The sequence below is a fragment of the Rhodococcus sp. NPDC078407 genome (assembly GCF_044542515.1).
Classification (GTDB): Bacteria; Actinomycetota; Actinomycetes; order Mycobacteriales; family Mycobacteriaceae; genus Rhodococcoides.
Genome location: NZ_JBITUQ010000002.1, coordinates 175,625 through 189,809, shown reverse-complemented (window position 1 = coordinate 189,809; position 14,185 = coordinate 175,625). Strand labels below are relative to the sequence as shown.

16 protein-coding genes and 3 pseudogenes are annotated in these 14,185 nt (G+C 62.2%); 13 read left to right on the top strand and 6 right to left on the bottom strand.

Translation table 11 applies throughout. From position 1 onward, the window contains the following. Positions 1–55: 55 nt before the first annotated feature. A pseudogene (locus tag ACIGGF_RS03305) lies at positions 56–373 on the bottom strand (divalent metal cation transporter); the annotation flags it as partial. Here ACIGGF_RS03305 and ACIGGF_RS03300 point away from each other — a divergent pair. Then, positions 358–501 (top strand): annotated as a pseudogene (locus tag ACIGGF_RS03300) (dihydrodipicolinate synthase family protein); the annotation flags it as partial. The pseudogenes ACIGGF_RS03305 and ACIGGF_RS03300 sit on opposite strands and share 16 nt — an antisense overlap. 101 nt (positions 502–602) lie before the next feature. On the opposite strand, the pseudogene ACIGGF_RS03295 reads toward ACIGGF_RS03300, so the two are convergent. After that, positions 603–911 (bottom strand): annotated as a pseudogene (locus ACIGGF_RS03295) (dihydrodipicolinate synthase family protein); the annotation flags it as partial. A gap of 231 nt (positions 912–1,142) precedes the next feature. Here ACIGGF_RS03295 and ACIGGF_RS03290 point away from each other — a divergent pair. The 6 genes from ACIGGF_RS03290 (at position 1,143) to ACIGGF_RS03265 (ending at position 6,354) form a co-directional block, all read left to right on the top strand. Then, entirely contained in the window at positions 1,143–2,174 is a 1,032-nt protein-coding gene (locus ACIGGF_RS03290) for a LacI family DNA-binding transcriptional regulator (protein ID WP_397520021.1), read from the top strand. A 187-nt stretch (positions 2,175–2,361) separates the two neighbouring features. After that, positions 2,362–3,693: a glycosyltransferase 87 family protein gene (locus tag ACIGGF_RS03285; protein ID WP_397520020.1), complete on the top strand. Its 1,332-nt coding sequence runs from the start codon at positions 2,362–2,364 to the stop codon at positions 3,691–3,693. 78 nt (positions 3,694–3,771) lie between these two features. Beyond that, the gene (locus tag ACIGGF_RS03280) at positions 3,772–4,149 is read left to right on the top strand and encodes a PLD nuclease N-terminal domain-containing protein (protein ID WP_397520019.1); all 378 of its coding nucleotides are present in this window, start codon (positions 3,772–3,774) and stop codon (positions 4,147–4,149) included. Between the two features lie 12 nt (positions 4,150–4,161). Further along, positions 4,162–4,503, top strand: a complete 342-nt coding sequence (locus ACIGGF_RS03275) for a hypothetical protein (RefSeq protein ID WP_397520018.1) — start codon at positions 4,162–4,164, stop codon at positions 4,501–4,503. After that, positions 4,500–5,357 carry a hypothetical protein gene (locus ACIGGF_RS03270; protein WP_397520017.1) on the top strand — a complete coding sequence of 286 codons (858 nt, stop codon included), beginning with the start codon at positions 4,500–4,502 and terminating at the stop codon, positions 5,355–5,357. The genes ACIGGF_RS03275 and ACIGGF_RS03270 overlap by 4 nt, the downstream gene beginning before the upstream one ends. A 115-nt stretch (positions 5,358–5,472) precedes the next feature. Beyond that, complete coding sequence (locus tag ACIGGF_RS03265) at positions 5,473–6,354, top strand: type IV toxin-antitoxin system AbiEi family antitoxin domain-containing protein (RefSeq protein WP_397520016.1); 882 nt, start codon at positions 5,473–5,475, stop codon at positions 6,352–6,354. Positions 6,355–6,380: 26 nt separating this feature from the next. Here the strand turns inward: ACIGGF_RS03265 and ACIGGF_RS03260 are convergent, their stop codons facing one another. Then, positions 6,381–6,581, bottom strand: a complete 201-nt coding sequence (locus ACIGGF_RS03260; RefSeq protein WP_397520015.1) for a hypothetical protein — start codon at positions 6,579–6,581, stop codon at positions 6,381–6,383. 78 nt (positions 6,582–6,659) lie between these two features. Here ACIGGF_RS03260 and ACIGGF_RS03255 point away from each other — a divergent pair, with 78 nt between their 5' ends. Beyond that, the gene (locus ACIGGF_RS03255; RefSeq protein ID WP_397520014.1) at positions 6,660–6,911 is read left to right on the top strand and encodes a hypothetical protein; all 252 of its coding nucleotides are present in this window, start codon (positions 6,660–6,662) and stop codon (positions 6,909–6,911) included. Here the strand turns inward: ACIGGF_RS03255 and ACIGGF_RS03250 are convergent. Next, a complete protein-coding gene (locus ACIGGF_RS03250) occupies positions 6,908–7,288 on the bottom strand; it encodes a hypothetical protein (RefSeq protein WP_397520013.1) in 381 nt (126 codons plus the stop codon). The two genes, ACIGGF_RS03255 and ACIGGF_RS03250, sit on opposite strands and share 4 nt — an antisense overlap. Positions 7,289–7,560: 272 nt before the next feature. Next, positions 7,561–8,787 carry a PAS domain S-box protein gene (locus tag ACIGGF_RS03245; RefSeq protein WP_397520012.1) on the bottom strand — a complete coding sequence of 409 codons (1,227 nt, stop codon included), beginning with the start codon at positions 8,785–8,787 and terminating at the stop codon, positions 7,561–7,563. 126 nt (positions 8,788–8,913) lie between these two features. On the opposite strand from ACIGGF_RS03245, the gene ACIGGF_RS03240 reads away from it, so the two are divergent. The 5 genes from ACIGGF_RS03240 to ACIGGF_RS03220 all read left to right on the top strand — a co-directional run bounded on the left by ACIGGF_RS03240 (position 8,914) and on the right by ACIGGF_RS03220 (position 13,133). Further along, on the top strand, positions 8,914–10,119 hold the full coding sequence (locus ACIGGF_RS03240) for an MFS transporter (RefSeq protein WP_397520011.1): 1,206 nt from the start codon (positions 8,914–8,916) through the stop codon (positions 10,117–10,119). 14 nt (positions 10,120–10,133) lie between these two features. Then, on the top strand, positions 10,134–10,490 hold the full coding sequence (locus ACIGGF_RS03235) for an ArsR/SmtB family transcription factor (protein WP_397520010.1): 357 nt from the start codon (positions 10,134–10,136) through the stop codon (positions 10,488–10,490). Between the two features lie 14 nt (positions 10,491–10,504). Then, a complete protein-coding gene (locus tag ACIGGF_RS03230) occupies positions 10,505–11,044 on the top strand; it encodes a copper resistance protein CopC (protein ID WP_397520009.1) in 540 nt (179 codons plus the stop codon). Between the two features lie 34 nt (positions 11,045–11,078). Further along, positions 11,079–11,819 carry a TetR/AcrR family transcriptional regulator gene (locus ACIGGF_RS03225; protein ID WP_397520008.1) on the top strand — a complete coding sequence of 247 codons (741 nt, stop codon included), beginning with the start codon at positions 11,079–11,081 and terminating at the stop codon, positions 11,817–11,819. A 93-nt stretch (positions 11,820–11,912) separates the two neighbouring features. Beyond that, the gene (locus ACIGGF_RS03220; protein ID WP_397520007.1) at positions 11,913–13,133 is read left to right on the top strand and encodes a Fic family protein; all 1,221 of its coding nucleotides are present in this window, start codon (positions 11,913–11,915) and stop codon (positions 13,131–13,133) included. Here the strand turns inward: ACIGGF_RS03220 and ACIGGF_RS03215 are convergent. Further along, a complete protein-coding gene (locus tag ACIGGF_RS03215) occupies positions 13,106–14,074 on the bottom strand; it encodes a diiron oxygenase (RefSeq protein WP_397520006.1) in 969 nt (322 codons plus the stop codon). The genes ACIGGF_RS03220 and ACIGGF_RS03215 overlap by 28 nt on opposite strands. Between the last annotated feature and the right edge of the window lie 111 nt (positions 14,075–14,185).

Here is a 14,185-nt window from a genome sequence, read left to right as displayed (position 1 = left end):
ATCCCGGGCGATCGCTCATGTGAGCTCACACCCGGGATGTCCTTGATTACAACGGTTACCGAGTCAGAAGTTCGTAGATCAGTAGTCCGGACAGAGACAGGATCGACAGAAAACCGAGTACGCCGAGTGCGTTCTTCCACCACGTGTTTCGGAGGTCACCCATCAGTTGGCGGTTGTTGCTCATCACGTAGAGCAAGAAGCCGAGGAACGGTGCCACCAGCACGGTCAAAGCCTGGGCGACGATGATCAGTTGAATCGGGGACGAGGTGAAAAGGATCGTGATTACAAGACCGAATGCCAGGATGGCCGCGCAGGTGGCCTTGGCCGTGGGGGTGCTGGGCGACGCTCCTCGGCCCAGTGCGTCGGAGTGCATCGGCCGGGCTGGTCTACCCCTCGCACGGCTGGCTGCGCTTCGGCTACCAGGACGGTGCGCCGCAAGATCGCTACAAGGCCCTGTACGAGGGATCGGGCTTGCCGCTGATCCTGTTCCAGTACCCCGACATCAGAACCCATTGCCGGACCGGTCGGTTCGACGATCTTCGCTCTCGGTCTCTCCGGTGCCGCATTCTAGTCGATGGTGGCCAACGCAACCGCCGGCGGCACGATGCTCCGGCGTCGACCGCCCGCTTGGCTTCCTCGACGGATACCGCCGTGCCTTCGCCGGTGATGCCGGCGACGATCGGAAGCTTGCCGTCCACCGAATCGCGGAACGCACCGATGACCTTGGCCTGCTCGGCCTGGGTGAGGAACGTGCCTTCCCCCGCGTGACCGAGTACCACCAGACTCTTGACTCCCTCGACACTTCCGAGCCACGAGCCGAGGCGCTGGATCGCGTCGTAGTCGACCTCACCGTCTCGGGTGAAGGGCGTGATCGGTGCCGGGCTGAGTCCGCGGAGATCGAGTGCATTCATGGTTACGTCCTTTTCGAGAGACTGTTGGGAACGTTGTTGGGAACGTTTGCACGGCGCTAATCCCGGCGACCGCGATGTGTCAACCATCACTATCGAAAGCCCAGGTGACGGGGCTCGCAGCTACCAACGTCGTCCATTGCAAACGTTCCTGGAACGTTTGCATGCGCCTTGGACTGGGGATCTGTAAGTTCGGATGGGTCAGGAGACTCATCGATCAGTCAGGAACCACGCATGCGTCCCACCCGAAACGGGCTCTCGAAGGAGCGTGCGGACGTCGTCACATTGCGCGACGTCGCCAAGGCCGCGGGGGTCAGCATTTCCACGGTCAGCCGTGTGCTCGACGACCGTGTCGCGCCATCTCGATCCGCAACGGCCGTCCGAGTTCGAGAGATTGCCGAGCAACTCGGCTATCGACGCAACACCTTCGCGTCGAATCTGCGACGGGGTGCCACGGCCACGATCGGGGTGTTGGTGCCGCGCCTTTCGGACACCGTGATGGCGCTGATGTTCGAGGCAGTCGACAGGGCCGCCGGTAAGGAGAACTATCACGCCATCGTCGCAACCAGTGGCGACGATCCGACGGACGAGTGGAATGCCGCTCGATCACTCCTCGAACGCAATGTCGACGGAATCGTTCTCGCCACGAGTCGCACCGACGACCCGCTTCCCCACCATCTTCGTGAGAACGGCATTCCTCATGTCCTGGTCCTCCGAACCGACGGCAAGAGCCCGTCCTCGATCGGCGACGACCAAACCGGTGGTTACCTCGCGGTTCGCCATCTCATCGATCTCGGCCACACCGATATCGCGGTTCTGACCGGACCTCTGTTCACGTCCAGTGCCGTCGGCCGTCTGGCCGGTGCCCGGAAGGCGTTCGACGAAGCAGGTTTGACGCCGAATCCCGGATGGACCATCGAGACCGGTTACGGAATCGAGGCCGGTGCGAGCGCAGGACACGACCTGCTCGGTGCCACGGCGCGCCCTACCGCGGTGTTCGCTGCCAACGACAACCTTGCTCTCGGCGTCCTGTCTGCGGCACATCGACACAATGTGGCCGTCGGGCAGGATATTTCGCTGGTCGGGTACAACGACATTCCGCTCGCTCAGCTGCTGCCCGTTCCCCTCACTTCCGTGCGCACAGCATTCGATCAGATCGCCGGCACTGCGATGGAACTACTACTCAGCGGAACTGACGAGTCGAAGCCTCTCAGAATGGCACTCCCCACCTTGATTCCACGACAGTCGTCGAGTCGTATGCAGTGAGTGCCGCGACACCAGCCTGACCGGACCGACCGCGTGTCTGCCGATCAACCTGTATCGCAACATCACTCCTGCTTCGATCTGAAAATCCAGACCTCGAGCCCGGTTCGCCGAGGCGGAGTACAGCGAAAACGACCGATCAGTCCGTGTCGCGTTTCCAGTATCGATACCCGCGACTATCGTGTCGTCCATGACGTCGTCCAGCTTCATGTCACAACGCACCGAATCCGTGCCGCGTGTGCATGTTGCTCGTGAGACGTACACCGGAAACACACGCGCACAGGCTGTCCCGCGTACTCCGGTCGGTTCCGCTCAGAAGTATCGGTTCGGTCGTCGCTGGCTGGCGGGGTCGGTGTTCGCGGCGTGCATCGCGATCACAGCGCATGCGTACTTCCTGGGATGGTCAGGCCCGTTCGGCCTGTTCGGCAATGGAATCGACACCATCGTTTATCGCCACGGTGGCGACGTAGTTCTACACGGTCAGCCGTTGTACGAGTTCGCACTGTTCGATGTCGGCTTGCCCTTTACCTACCCACCGTTCGCGGCTCTGGTGTTCACCCCGCTTGCACTGCTCTCCGTGGCGAGTGCAGTGACGCTGCTCCAGGTGATCAATGCACTGTTGGTCTATGCGACTGTGGTTCTGAGCTGGCGTGCACTCGGATACCGAGGCAGCACAATGTATCTGGTGAGTGCCGGAATGGCCATCGCGTTCACCTGGCTCGAGCCGGTACGAATGACCGTGTGGCTCGGCCAGATCAATCTCGTATTGCTCGTCCTGGTTCTGCTCGATCTCTGCCGCGGCAAAGACAGTCGTATGCGCGGAATCGGCGTGGGTATTGCCGCCGGCCTGAAGCTGACCCCCGCCTTCTTTGCCCTCTATCTCCTGTCCACCAGGCAGTGGCGTGCAGCTTCGACTGCCGCTGCGGCTTTCCTGGTCACCGTTGCAGTTGGATTTCTGATCATTCGCGCAGATTCCTGGAAGTTCTGGACCGCGACGATGGTCGACTCCGAGCGAATCGGAGCACTCGCCTCCCCAGCGAACCAATCCATTCACGGAGCCCTCGCCCGCCTGTGGCCGGGCAACACACCGCCGTTCATGGTCTGGTTCGTCGTTGCCGCCGCCGTTGCCGCCCTCGCCCTGTGGACGGCTGCACGCGCTCACAATGCTGGGAAGACGTTGCTGGCCTTGGTAATCTGCGGACTCGCGACTCCGATGGTCTCGCCTTTCGCATGGGGACATCACTGGGTGTGGTGCGTACCGTTGTCGATCGTCGCTCTCGATCACGCGGTTCGACACCGCACCTGGTGGAGCTGGCTTGCGCCGCTTGCAGTCACGGCACCTTTGATCGCCTGGTACTTCACCGACTATCGCGGCATCAAGGCAATCGGAATCTTCATGTTCGAGGGGTCGCCCGCGTTCGAGGCCACCGTCCAATTCGCCTATCCTGCTGTGTTTCTGGCGACGATGGCCGCCACGCTGATCTCGACGTTCCGGAAATCGACGGCCGCATCGTCGCCGTGACGACTACCGAGAATCCGACGAACCCGCTACGATCCTCGATACAACAGACCGACTGGTCTCGAGCGTGGAGGGTTCCGGATGCCGTACATCGGTTTGCTGGTAATGCTGCTGTGGGTGTTCTGCCTGATCGACGTGATTACTGCCGACGACGGTGGAATTCGATACCTTCCGAAGATCGTGTGGCTTCTGCTGGTGGTGTTTCTGCCGTTGGCCGGCTCCCTCGCGTGGCTGCTTGCGGGACGTCCGATCGGAGGCGGCATCTGGGGCGGTGCGGGCGACGGTTCCGGCTACCGGACGGCCGGCAACTCCGCATATCCGGAGTACGAGGCGCGTCCCGGTCGGCAGGCCGCCCAGAACTCTGCGGCCGACGACGAGTTCCTGCGTCGCTGCCGGGAACGCGCCGAGGAGCAGCGACAACCCGAGCGCGAGCGTCGTAAACGCGATCTCGGCTTCTGATTGGAACCGGGCATGCTGTTTGTCGGGCTTGTCGTCGCTGCACTCGCTGCGGCGGTGATGACGGTCGCGACCAGACAACTCTCGCGCGTGAACGAAGGTCACTATTTGCCGGTGGTCGTCGGACAGTTCGCGGTTCGTCCTCTACTCGCAACCAAAGCGCTCCGTGTGGCAGCACAGACCCTGGCTGTCCTCGCGGCGCTAATCGTCTCGCAGGCGACGTGGGATTACACCGCACCCTGGCCATCGATCGTTATCACGATCACGATCCTCTTTGCGCCAGTTGCCATCCCAGTCGCGGTCATCACGGTGGCGCATAATCGACGCCTTCAAAACACGAGGAGAACACTCGGATGAAGTGGTTCGTATCGGCCCGGAGTGCAGAGACCGTCAGTAGTGCAATTCGCACAGGCGACGCTTCGGATTGGGACGAAGCCGTTACGCAGTCGATACGGGCCGGTCGCGAACTGACGCACGCGGATGACGGAACTCCGCTCACCCCCTCGAGGAACTATCGAATCGGCGACGGGGAGGTTGTATCAACCACCGACGGCAGCAGTAGCGCGGGCGAAGACGATCTGCGACGACGAATCCAACAACAGACCGAGTACGACGCCGGAATCAACCCGGCCGCATCACCGAGTCCGGTTGCCGAACAATGGGGTCGAGTCTCTCGATGGCTCGGCGACAACCTCGAGTCCGTCTCGATCGCCGGTGCCACCGAGGACCAAGTTGCCGACGCAATGCGCGCAACCGGCGGTCTGTGGCCCGAGGAACTGACGACTTTCTTCCGTCTCGTCAATGGTTTTCCCAGGGAGAACTGGGTATCGATCTTTCCCTCGCACGAGCTGTTCGACCTGAACCGCGCTGTGAGCGAGAGGCAGCTCGAGCTCGACATCTGGGGTGAGATCGACGCCGAGATGGGTGCCGAACCGCAGACCGATACATCCGCTGGAGATTACGTCGGGACCTATCTGCCCTACTTTCTTCCGTTCGCGGGAGCCGATGGCTACCTGCTGTTCGTCGACGCTCGGCCGGGCCCTCTGCATAGATGCGTCACAGAATTCGAGAAGGTCGATGCCGACGGCGAAGGCCCCAAGTGGCCATCGCTGAGCGCGATGTTGACCAACTTGGCCGACAGCCTCGAAACCGGCAAGGCCTTCGACGGCCGAACTCCAACCGTCGTCGACGGTGAATTGCGTTGGGAATAAGACCGATGGAATGTGAACCGCATGCACCACTGATGGGGAACTGAATCGTGTGCAGCTGGCCGCGCTGAGCGCGGTCACTTGCACACGATTGAGCCCGTGGAACCGCCTCGACGCAGTGAACGTCCAAGTGGACATGCTCGATCATTGGCCGGCGCAGCACGACGGCGTGATCACCCGTGCCCAGGCGGCGATCTGTGGCCTGAGCGCCGATGCCGTCGACCGTTTGGTACGCAGGGGCACCTGGCAAGCGATTCACCGTGGGGTGTACTTCGTTGCAGACCGCCCGTTCACCGCTGATGCCCGTATTCGTTGTGCGGTGTGGGGTGCGGGAACGAACGCCGTGCTCAGCGGGGAAGCGGCAGCATTCTGGCATCAAGTGATTTCCGAGGCACCGAGCATCATCTTGGTCACCACTCCACGCACGGGGCGAAGCCGCGCTCAGGGGTGCCGGATTCGCCGACGCGACATTCACAGCACGGACATTGTCGAGCGTCGCGGGATTCGAGTGACGTCGCTCGAGCTCACCGTTCTCGAGGCGTCGATCGGCAATGCGCACATCATGGATCGAGCACTGCAGCGACACACCGATCTCGAGGGACTGTGGCGATCACATGTCCGGAACCCGGGCCGCGCCGGAGCCTCCGAAGCGAAGCGGCTGCTGAAGGTCGCGGCCGATGGTGCCCGCTCGGAGGGTGAGCGCCTGCTGACTCGCGAATTTCGGTCGCGCGGTATCCGCGGCTGGGTGGCCAACTTTCGTTGGGGCGGATACCAACTCGACATCGCGTTCGTCGCGGAGATGGTCACGATCGAAATCGACGGTTGGGCGTATCACTCCGATCACGACGCATTTCAACGGGATCGAAGTAGACAGAACGACATCACGCCGAATTGGACGGTTCTCCGCTACACCTGGTTCGACCTCACCGAGCGGATGGATCGCGTAATCGCGGAGATTACCTCGACGGTCGACCGAATCCGGTGCAGCCAGCCGCGCTGAGCGCGGTCAGCTGCACCCGATTCGACTCACATTGAAGATCTGTACGAGCCATCGAGTCGACTTCTGATGCGGCCGATTGCCTTCCAGCCTGCAGGCGTCGCGACCGTGCTCACGATTACCCCGAAGACGATGCCCTGCGACAGCGCCGACCATTCACCGGGACTGTCTCCGAACAACGGCCACTTGTACACAACGCCCAGAACTACGAAGAACACCACTGCACGCATGCTTCACCGCCTCACCTGAACGAAATTCGACCGCTCGGTATATTGTTGCCGTACCGACTGCACCACAGAAGGATCGACGTGTCGAATCAGCGAACGTTTCGCGAGTACGTGATGACCGGCCCGTTGAGCAAGAAAAGCGGCGCTTCTCGTAGCGATTACATCAACGCTCTCGCACTGGTTCCCGCTGTGGCGGTCGGATTCCTCCTGGCTCAACTCGTGGCTAGCTACGGTTCGATCGCCCTCGACATCGCAGTCGGATGCCTGGGCGGCGCGATCACCGGATTGCTGTACCTCTTTATCGCCTATCGAATCGACTGCAGGCGAACCTAGGTAGTGCGCACCGGCGCGAGCAGGTAGGCGAACAAGTAGCTCACAATTCCCAGTACTGCCAGCGCGACCATCGATCCCGGTAGTCCCGATCCCCCGGACGAGGCTGCCACGCCCCAGGCGAACAGCGCTCCGAACAGCAACACCACCGACGCAGCGGAGCACAGCCCGAATCGATGACGCCATCGGTTGCGACTACGCGGTGGCCAGAACACCGAGGTCCGCAGTGCGTAGCGCCCGCCGGCAACCGCGACGAGCCCGACCAGCAATCCACACAATCCACCGATGATGACGGGAAGAGTCAAGTTCCACCAGCGGCCGTCGACGACGATCGGCAGCATCACCACCGCGGCCGTAACCGCACCGCTGACGGCGGCCACACATAATTCCTTCGCGATCCATTCCACAGGAGTAACTCAAACAGAAGACGACGGTTCGTCGACTGGTACTGTCCGCCCGCCCACCCCCGCAAACGCGCGCGCGTTTGCCGAACGCTCGCGAAATAGTGCCCCATTCGACTCGTAAACCAGGCTTTTCCGGCAAATGCGTGCGCGTTTGCGAAACAATCCGACCCACCGACCCCACATCCCACCGGCAACCGCCGCCGAGCCTCCCCTAGCCGACCGACTGGCATCCACATTCATTCGAAAACTCAGGCCCGCTTCGACGAGTACATTCGCTCGTCTGCGATTCGCAGCAACCGGTCCGGGTCGGTGGTCGGTTCCCAGCTCCATCCGACGCTCACCGATACCGGGATGTCGGTTCCGTCGATGGTGTACGGCCCGGCGAGGAGTGTGCGGACTCGGTCGGTGAGGCGCTCGACTCCCTTGGCTGATTGGGCCGTGTGCAACAGCGCAACGAATTCGTCTCCGCCGATGCGGCAGGCCACGTCGTCTGCGCGCAGGTTGTCGAGAATTCGCCGTCCGATGGCTACGAGCACGCGATCGCCCACTACGTGTCCGTAACGGTCGTTGATGGATTTGAACCCATCGACGTCGACGAACAGCATTCCCACTGGTCGGTCGTCGGGTGCCGTCCTCAATGCCTCCAGCTCGGCCATCAGTCGTCGGCGATTCCCCAGGGCGGTGAGGTCGTCCATCAACAGTTGGCGTTCGAGTGTCGCCTCGGCGGCTTTGCGCTCGGTGATGTCCTGGATCTGGGCGATGATGACGTCGCCGGCTTCTGCGTCGCGCACTACGGTCGCGTTGCGCTGCACCCAGATGGTGGCACCATCCTTGCGGATGTACCGCTTCTCGGAAGCCATGGTGGTGACAGTTCCGTCGGCCATTCCCTCGAGGTGCATGTCGGCGAGTGGTAGGTCGTCGGGATGCGTCAGATCACGAAACGTCCTCTGCTGCAATTCTTCTGCGGTGTATCCCAGCAACTCGCACAGCGCCTTGTTCACCTGCAGCCAGCGGCCGTCGACAGTGAGAACTGCTTTGCCGATCGGAGCGTTCTCCAACGCTATCTCGAACAGTCGGATCGCTCGGTCTCGCTGACGCTCGGCTTCGGCTCGCCGGCTGACATCGACGATCATGGCCGTGAATCCGACGATCTCGCCGTCGATGATGTCCGGAACGTAGTTGGCCTGAACCACGTGCTCGGTTCCGTGAATGTCGACTATCGCAGTGTCGAACTGTTGCTGCTCCCCGGCGAGAGCAGCGACGATGTAAGGCCGCGTCCATTCGTACAGTGCCTCGCCGAGTAGTTCTCGAACATGCATACCGGCAATCTGTGCCGGCTCGATGTCGAAGTATTCGGCGTGCGCCCTGTTGGCAAAGACGTTGACGAGCTCGGTATCCCAGTTGGAGATCATCGACGGCAACTGGTTTACAGCTCGCGAAACACTGCCCTCCGGGGGCAGGTATCGATCGGCCATGAACCACCCCTGAATGTTCGATACAACCGACCGATTGCACGGTACCGCAGGTGGAACCGCGTTGTTGCAATTCCATCGACAGCAACAGTGAGTGCGCATGTGCGCACATGTGTGTACCGTCCAAGAATGCTCCTCGCCAACCGCGCATTTCGACGTCTGTTCACCGCACAGGTCGTCGCGCTGGTCGGCACCGGGTTGCTGACGGTGGCTCTGGGCCTCCTCGCGTACGACATCGCCGGCAGCTCCGCCGGAGCCGTCCTCGGTACGGCTCTGGCGATCAAGATGATCGCGTATGTATTTGTCCCGCCGGTTGTTTCGGCTCTGGTGAACGCGCTCCCCCGCACATTCGTACTCGTCACTGCAGATGCCATCAGAGCACTCGCCGCACTCGCGCTGCCGTTCGTCGATCAGGTCTGGCAGATCTATGTCCTGATCTTCGTGCTGCAGGCGGCGTCGGCGACGTTCACGCCCACCTTTCAGGCCGTCATCCCCTCGGTCGTTCCCGACACACGCCAGTACACCCGAGCCCTGGCGTTGTCGCGGCTCGCCTACGATCTCGAATCTCTGGTCAGCCCGCTGATCGCTGCGGCTCTGTTGACAGTCATCAGCTTTCATACGATCTTCGTCGGCACAGCGCTGGGCTTCGTCGTCTCAGCGGTGATGGTGCTCGGCACTCGTCTACCCAAACATGTTGCAGCCGAACGCACGAGCCCAACCGACGGCATCGCCACCTTCGTGAAGAACCATGAACTGCAGGGCTTGCTGGCATTGAACATGGTGGTCGCCGCAGCAACGGCCTTGGTGACCGTCAATTCCGTGGTCTACGTGCGTGATCTGTTCGGAGGTGGCAGCAGCTCGTTGGCCGTTGCGCTGGGCTTCTACGGTGCCGGTTCGATGGTTGCAGCACTGTTGATCCCGCGAGCCCTCGAATTCACCGACGACCACCGTCTGATGCTTTTCGGAGCCGGCGTGGCCGTCGCGGGAACCACCGCGGCAACGGCAGTGTCGACGCTCAGCGGTGGCACTCCGGCCTGGATCGCTCTCGCGACGACGTGGTCGATATTGGGCATCGGAACGTCGATGATCAGCACACCGTCGGCGAGGATCCTGCGTCGTCGATCCGACGAGACCACCCGCACGTCGATTTTCACCGCGCAGTTCTCGCTGTCCCACGCGGCATTTCTCGTCACCTATCCGGTCGCGGGATGGGTGGGGGCGCTGTTCGGCCAGTTCACTGCGGCTGCGACGCTCACCGGCTTGGCTACACTGGCGGCACTGTCCGCAGCACGCCTGTGGAGTCGCTCCCGTGATCCGGTCGCCGTCTCCGCGTAGGGAGAAGACGTTCGATGCCACCGAAGAAGGAACCGCGCATCAGTCTTGACCATGCCGTCCAACCCGATTCCGCCCGCCTGGCGACGGCCAGTGACACCTTCCGGATGCTGTCCGATCCCACTCGGCTCCATATCCTCTGGTACCTCGACCGCGGTCCGGCGGACGTCAGCGCGCTGACCACCGCCACCGGAACGTCGCGTACCGCCGTCAGCCAGCATCTGGCCAAGCTTCGGTTCACCGGACTCGTCGAGACACGACGCGACGGTCGCAACGTCATCTACCGCCTCGCCGACGGGCACCTGTCCCGCCTCGTGCGTGAGGGCCTGAACTTCGCCGACCACAAGGTCACCGGCGAACCTCCACACGACTAGCAAGGAAGCATTCGATGAAACGCCTGGCCACACTTGCAGTCACTCTTCTCGTCGCAACCGCACTGTCCGTAACTCCGGCGTCGGCCCACGCGACTCTGCAATCGAGCAATCCTGCCGAGAACGCTGTGCTCGACGTCGCGCCGGACGAGGTGACGTTGACCTTCAATCAGAACGTGCAGCAGAACTTCGCCGTCGTCACCGTCGTCGGATCCGACCAAAGCCAATGGGGTGCATCGGATCCCGTCGTCGACGGCGATACGGTGAGCCTGGATCTCGACGGCCTCGGCGCGGCAGGCGAGTACACCATCGGCTACCGCGTGGTCTCGGCCGACGGGCATCCGATCACCGGCAGCATCCCGTTTCAGCTCACCCAGGCATCCCCTGCCGCGGCAACGCCGCCGGCCACGAACCTGGACTTCACCAACAGCGCAGAACCCGAAGCCGCAGAAGACCCAGCAGACTCCGGCGGCTTCCCGATCTGGATCATCGCGGTCGTCGTCATCGCTATCGGCGCATCGGGTGTGCTTTTCGCGCTGCGTAAACGAAGCATCTGACGGTTCGACCAGTGCGGGCATGAGAACATGCACCATGAGCGACGGCGGGTCACGCCCCAAGTCCGACGGCCGCAAACGGCGTTGGGAACAGCACAACACCGATCGTCGACGTCATATCATCGCAGCCGCCATGACGGTGCTGACCCGGGATATCGCTCCCGGTGAGCGGCTCACCACCGCTCAGATTTCCGCGGAGGCCGGAGTGCATCGCACCGGGCTCTATCGTCATTTCCGGGATCGCACCGACTTGGACACCGCCATTCAGCGAGCCATCTGCGATCAGTTGACGGCCGCCCTCGTCACCTCGTTCGAGTTGACCGGCACTCCCCGCGATGTGGTGCATCGCGTGGTGAGCACCTACGTGCGGTGGGTGGCCGAACATCCCGCGTGGACGCGTTTCGTCGAGCAGGACGTGAGCGCCGAATCGCCCACTCCCCTCGAAGAAACCAACGCGATGTTGGCCGAGCAGTTGGAAGTGAGCGTCGCAGCGTTTCTTGCGCTCGTGAACGCGGATCTCTCGCCCGAGGATTGGTCGTTGGTGCGGCCGTGGGTGGCCGGGCTGGTCTCGGGATGTATGGGCGCAGTACGCAGTTGGAACGGGCAAACCGAATTACGCACCGGCCTGGACCATTTCGCCACATTCCTGGCCGACACCATCTGGCTACAGGTCAAGGGACTCGGTGCATCGCGCGGCATCGCGATTCCACAAGTCCCTCTAGAATCAGTCCCGCTCGAAGGTGCCCGAGAAACTCAACCGAACGACGTACCGCGATAGCGCGACGCTCTGGATGAATTTGTAGTCTACTTTTAAGCCTACAAAGTACAATAAGGATCCAGTTGGTCACGTTTGTCGACGATCGGAGCACCGATGATCTGGTCTCCACATCGCGTCGAAACGCGGAACTGGCAGCCGAGTCGACGCCAAGGTTCGCGCGCCGATCGCACACTGGACCACATCGACGTGTCCATACCACCCATGATCAGCAGAACGCAGTGCGATCTGTCCGGCTCGGTTGCCCTTGCGCACGAAGAGGCGATCATTGCTGTCGTACGTCTCGAGTCAGGTTTCGGAAAGCACCTGGCACCTCTGTCCGATTTCCTGCTCCGGAGCGAGTCCGTGGCGTCGTCGAAGATCGAACACATAGACGCCGGTTGGCGAGCTTTCGGGAAGGCGTTCGCCGGGGGTAAGTCCAACGCCGAGGCCCAGTCTCAGCTCGCCGCCGTGCATGCGTTGGCGGCAATGGTCGACGCCGCGAGCGTAGGTCCGATCACCGGTGACAACATAACGACCGCACACAGGTTGCTGATGGCACCGGACTTTTACACCGCACGCAATTCGGGCACTGTGCGCGACGTCCAGAATTGGATCGGGGGTAGCGATTACACGCCGATCGATGCCTTGTACGTCCCACCGCCACCCGAGATCGTCCCCGAACTGATGGCGGATCTGCTCGCCTTCGCCAATCGAACAGATGTGCCGATACTCGTTCAGGCTGCCATCGCGCACGCCCAATTCGAGTCGATCCATCCGTTCACCGACGGCAACGGCAGAATCGGCCGCGCCCTGATCAGCGCGATTCTGCGTCGACGCGGATTGACCGAACGGGTGACGGTGCCTCTGGCGTCGGTGATGCTCGCGAACACCGACCGCTACTTCGACAGACTGACCGCCTACCGCGCCGGAGACGCGGATGAATTCGTGGAGTACGTTGCGCACGCGGCCACCGTGTCGAGTTATGCCGCCCAGGACTCCGCACAGGCCTTGGCCGAACTGCCCGAATATTGGCGCGCCATCGCACGACCCCGCGCCAATTCTGCGGACGCAGCAATCATCGACGCCTTACTCGATACCCCGATCTTGAACGCGGACACCGCGAGCCGGATTACCGGCACCACCGATGCGAGCACCTATCGCGCCCTCGCTCGACTGACGGAGGCAGGGTTGCTCGAGGTACTGACAGCCAGCAAGCGCAACCAGATCTGGGCTGCCACGGCGGTGCTGGCCGAACTCGATGCGCTCAGCCTCACCATCGGGAAACGCTCGCTCCCCCAACAATCAGTTCAGCCGAAAGACGGCTCACTGCGGTAGCGCGAGGGCCGTCCGTCGATGCCGAGGGCGCGCCACACTCGCTTCGAGACGCGGTTCATCAGTCCCAGTTCTCCAGCGAGCATTCGGACGTCACCGAAGGTGTCGCGCAATGCCTTTCGTGACGGCTCGCTGTTCCACCAGACGGCGTCGACCACCTCGTCGGGGATGTCGAGTTCGCGTCGCATCTGCTTGCTGGGCTTCATGATGACGTCGCACAGCAGTCGCATGATGACGGGCGTCAGGATGGAGATCGACGCCTTCTCGAAGCGGCCGAGGCGAGGGGCCTTGTACCGCAGGTATTGATGCGCGAAGCCGATGTGGCGCGCTTCCTCGGCGATGTGAATCTGCATCACGCGCTGAACCAACGGGTGGCCGACAGCGCCGCCGCGCAGAACGCCCTTCTGCATGTGGTCGATCGGCTCTTCACCCGCGAGTACGCCGACGAAGAATCCGAAGGGCGCGGATCGGCTGGCGAACACCGTGAGCGTCGGAACGATCTTGCGGAACCATGCGGGTCCGCCCGGCACGTCGATGCCGATGCGGTTGACCAGCTCCTGGAACATCTGGGTGTGGTGGCACTCTTCGGTGGCCTCGTGCGTCGAGTACCGAAATTCGGGTGAGTTGTTGGGCAGCGTCAGGGCGTACTGCATGAGGCCGCTGATGAGAATCTGCTCGAACTGCAACCCCACCTTGACCATGCTGGCCTGGCGATACATGCCGATGTGAATCTGCCGGTCCAGGGGAAGCGACTTGTACCAGTCGGTGTGACCGAGCGGGTCCTCATCCGGGAGCACCCAGCGCGGGTCGTTGGGAACGATCGCGTACTCGGGCTCGTCCCACGGGATGTCGAGAAAAGCGTCGAAGTGCTGGTGCACCGATGCCGTCGACAGCGCGTGCAAGGTCTCTCGGTAGAGCGTTCGTGAGTCGTCGACTGCAGTCATGGTGGTCCTTCCGCCTGCGTCCGAGCTGAACGAAGAATGTGTACGCAACACAGCGTCACACATAAATCTTGTTAGTGCAACGGACCGTCGCAGATACTTGCGAAAAGTGTC

Coding starts and splice junctions, on each gene's coding strand:
- ACIGGF_RS03290 (WP_397520021.1), top strand. CDS start 1,143: ATGCGTCCCACCCGAAACGGGCTCTCGAAGGAGCGTGCGGACGTCGTC.
- ACIGGF_RS03285 (WP_397520020.1), top strand. CDS start 2,362: ATGACGTCGTCCAGCTTCATGTCACAACGCACCGAATCCGTGCCGCGT.
- ACIGGF_RS03280 (WP_397520019.1), top strand. CDS start 3,772: ATGCCGTACATCGGTTTGCTGGTAATGCTGCTGTGGGTGTTCTGCCTG.
- ACIGGF_RS03275 (WP_397520018.1), top strand. CDS start 4,162: ATGCTGTTTGTCGGGCTTGTCGTCGCTGCACTCGCTGCGGCGGTGATG.
- ACIGGF_RS03270 (WP_397520017.1), top strand. CDS start 4,500: ATGAAGTGGTTCGTATCGGCCCGGAGTGCAGAGACCGTCAGTAGTGCA.
- ACIGGF_RS03260 (WP_397520015.1), bottom strand. CDS start 6,581: ATGCGTGCAGTGGTGTTCTTCGTAGTTCTGGGCGTTGTGTACAAGTGG.
- ACIGGF_RS03245 (WP_397520012.1), bottom strand. CDS start 8,787: ATGGCCGATCGATACCTGCCCCCGGAGGGCAGTGTTTCGCGAGCTGTA.
- ACIGGF_RS03240 (WP_397520011.1), top strand. CDS start 8,914: ATGCTCCTCGCCAACCGCGCATTTCGACGTCTGTTCACCGCACAGGTC.
- ACIGGF_RS03235 (WP_397520010.1), top strand. CDS start 10,134: ATGCCACCGAAGAAGGAACCGCGCATCAGTCTTGACCATGCCGTCCAA.
- ACIGGF_RS03230 (WP_397520009.1), top strand. CDS start 10,505: ATGAAACGCCTGGCCACACTTGCAGTCACTCTTCTCGTCGCAACCGCA.
- ACIGGF_RS03225 (WP_397520008.1), top strand. CDS start 11,079: ATGAGCGACGGCGGGTCACGCCCCAAGTCCGACGGCCGCAAACGGCGT.
- ACIGGF_RS03220 (WP_397520007.1), top strand. CDS start 11,913: ATGATCTGGTCTCCACATCGCGTCGAAACGCGGAACTGGCAGCCGAGT.
- ACIGGF_RS03215 (WP_397520006.1), bottom strand. CDS start 14,074: ATGACTGCAGTCGACGACTCACGAACGCTCTACCGAGAGACCTTGCAC.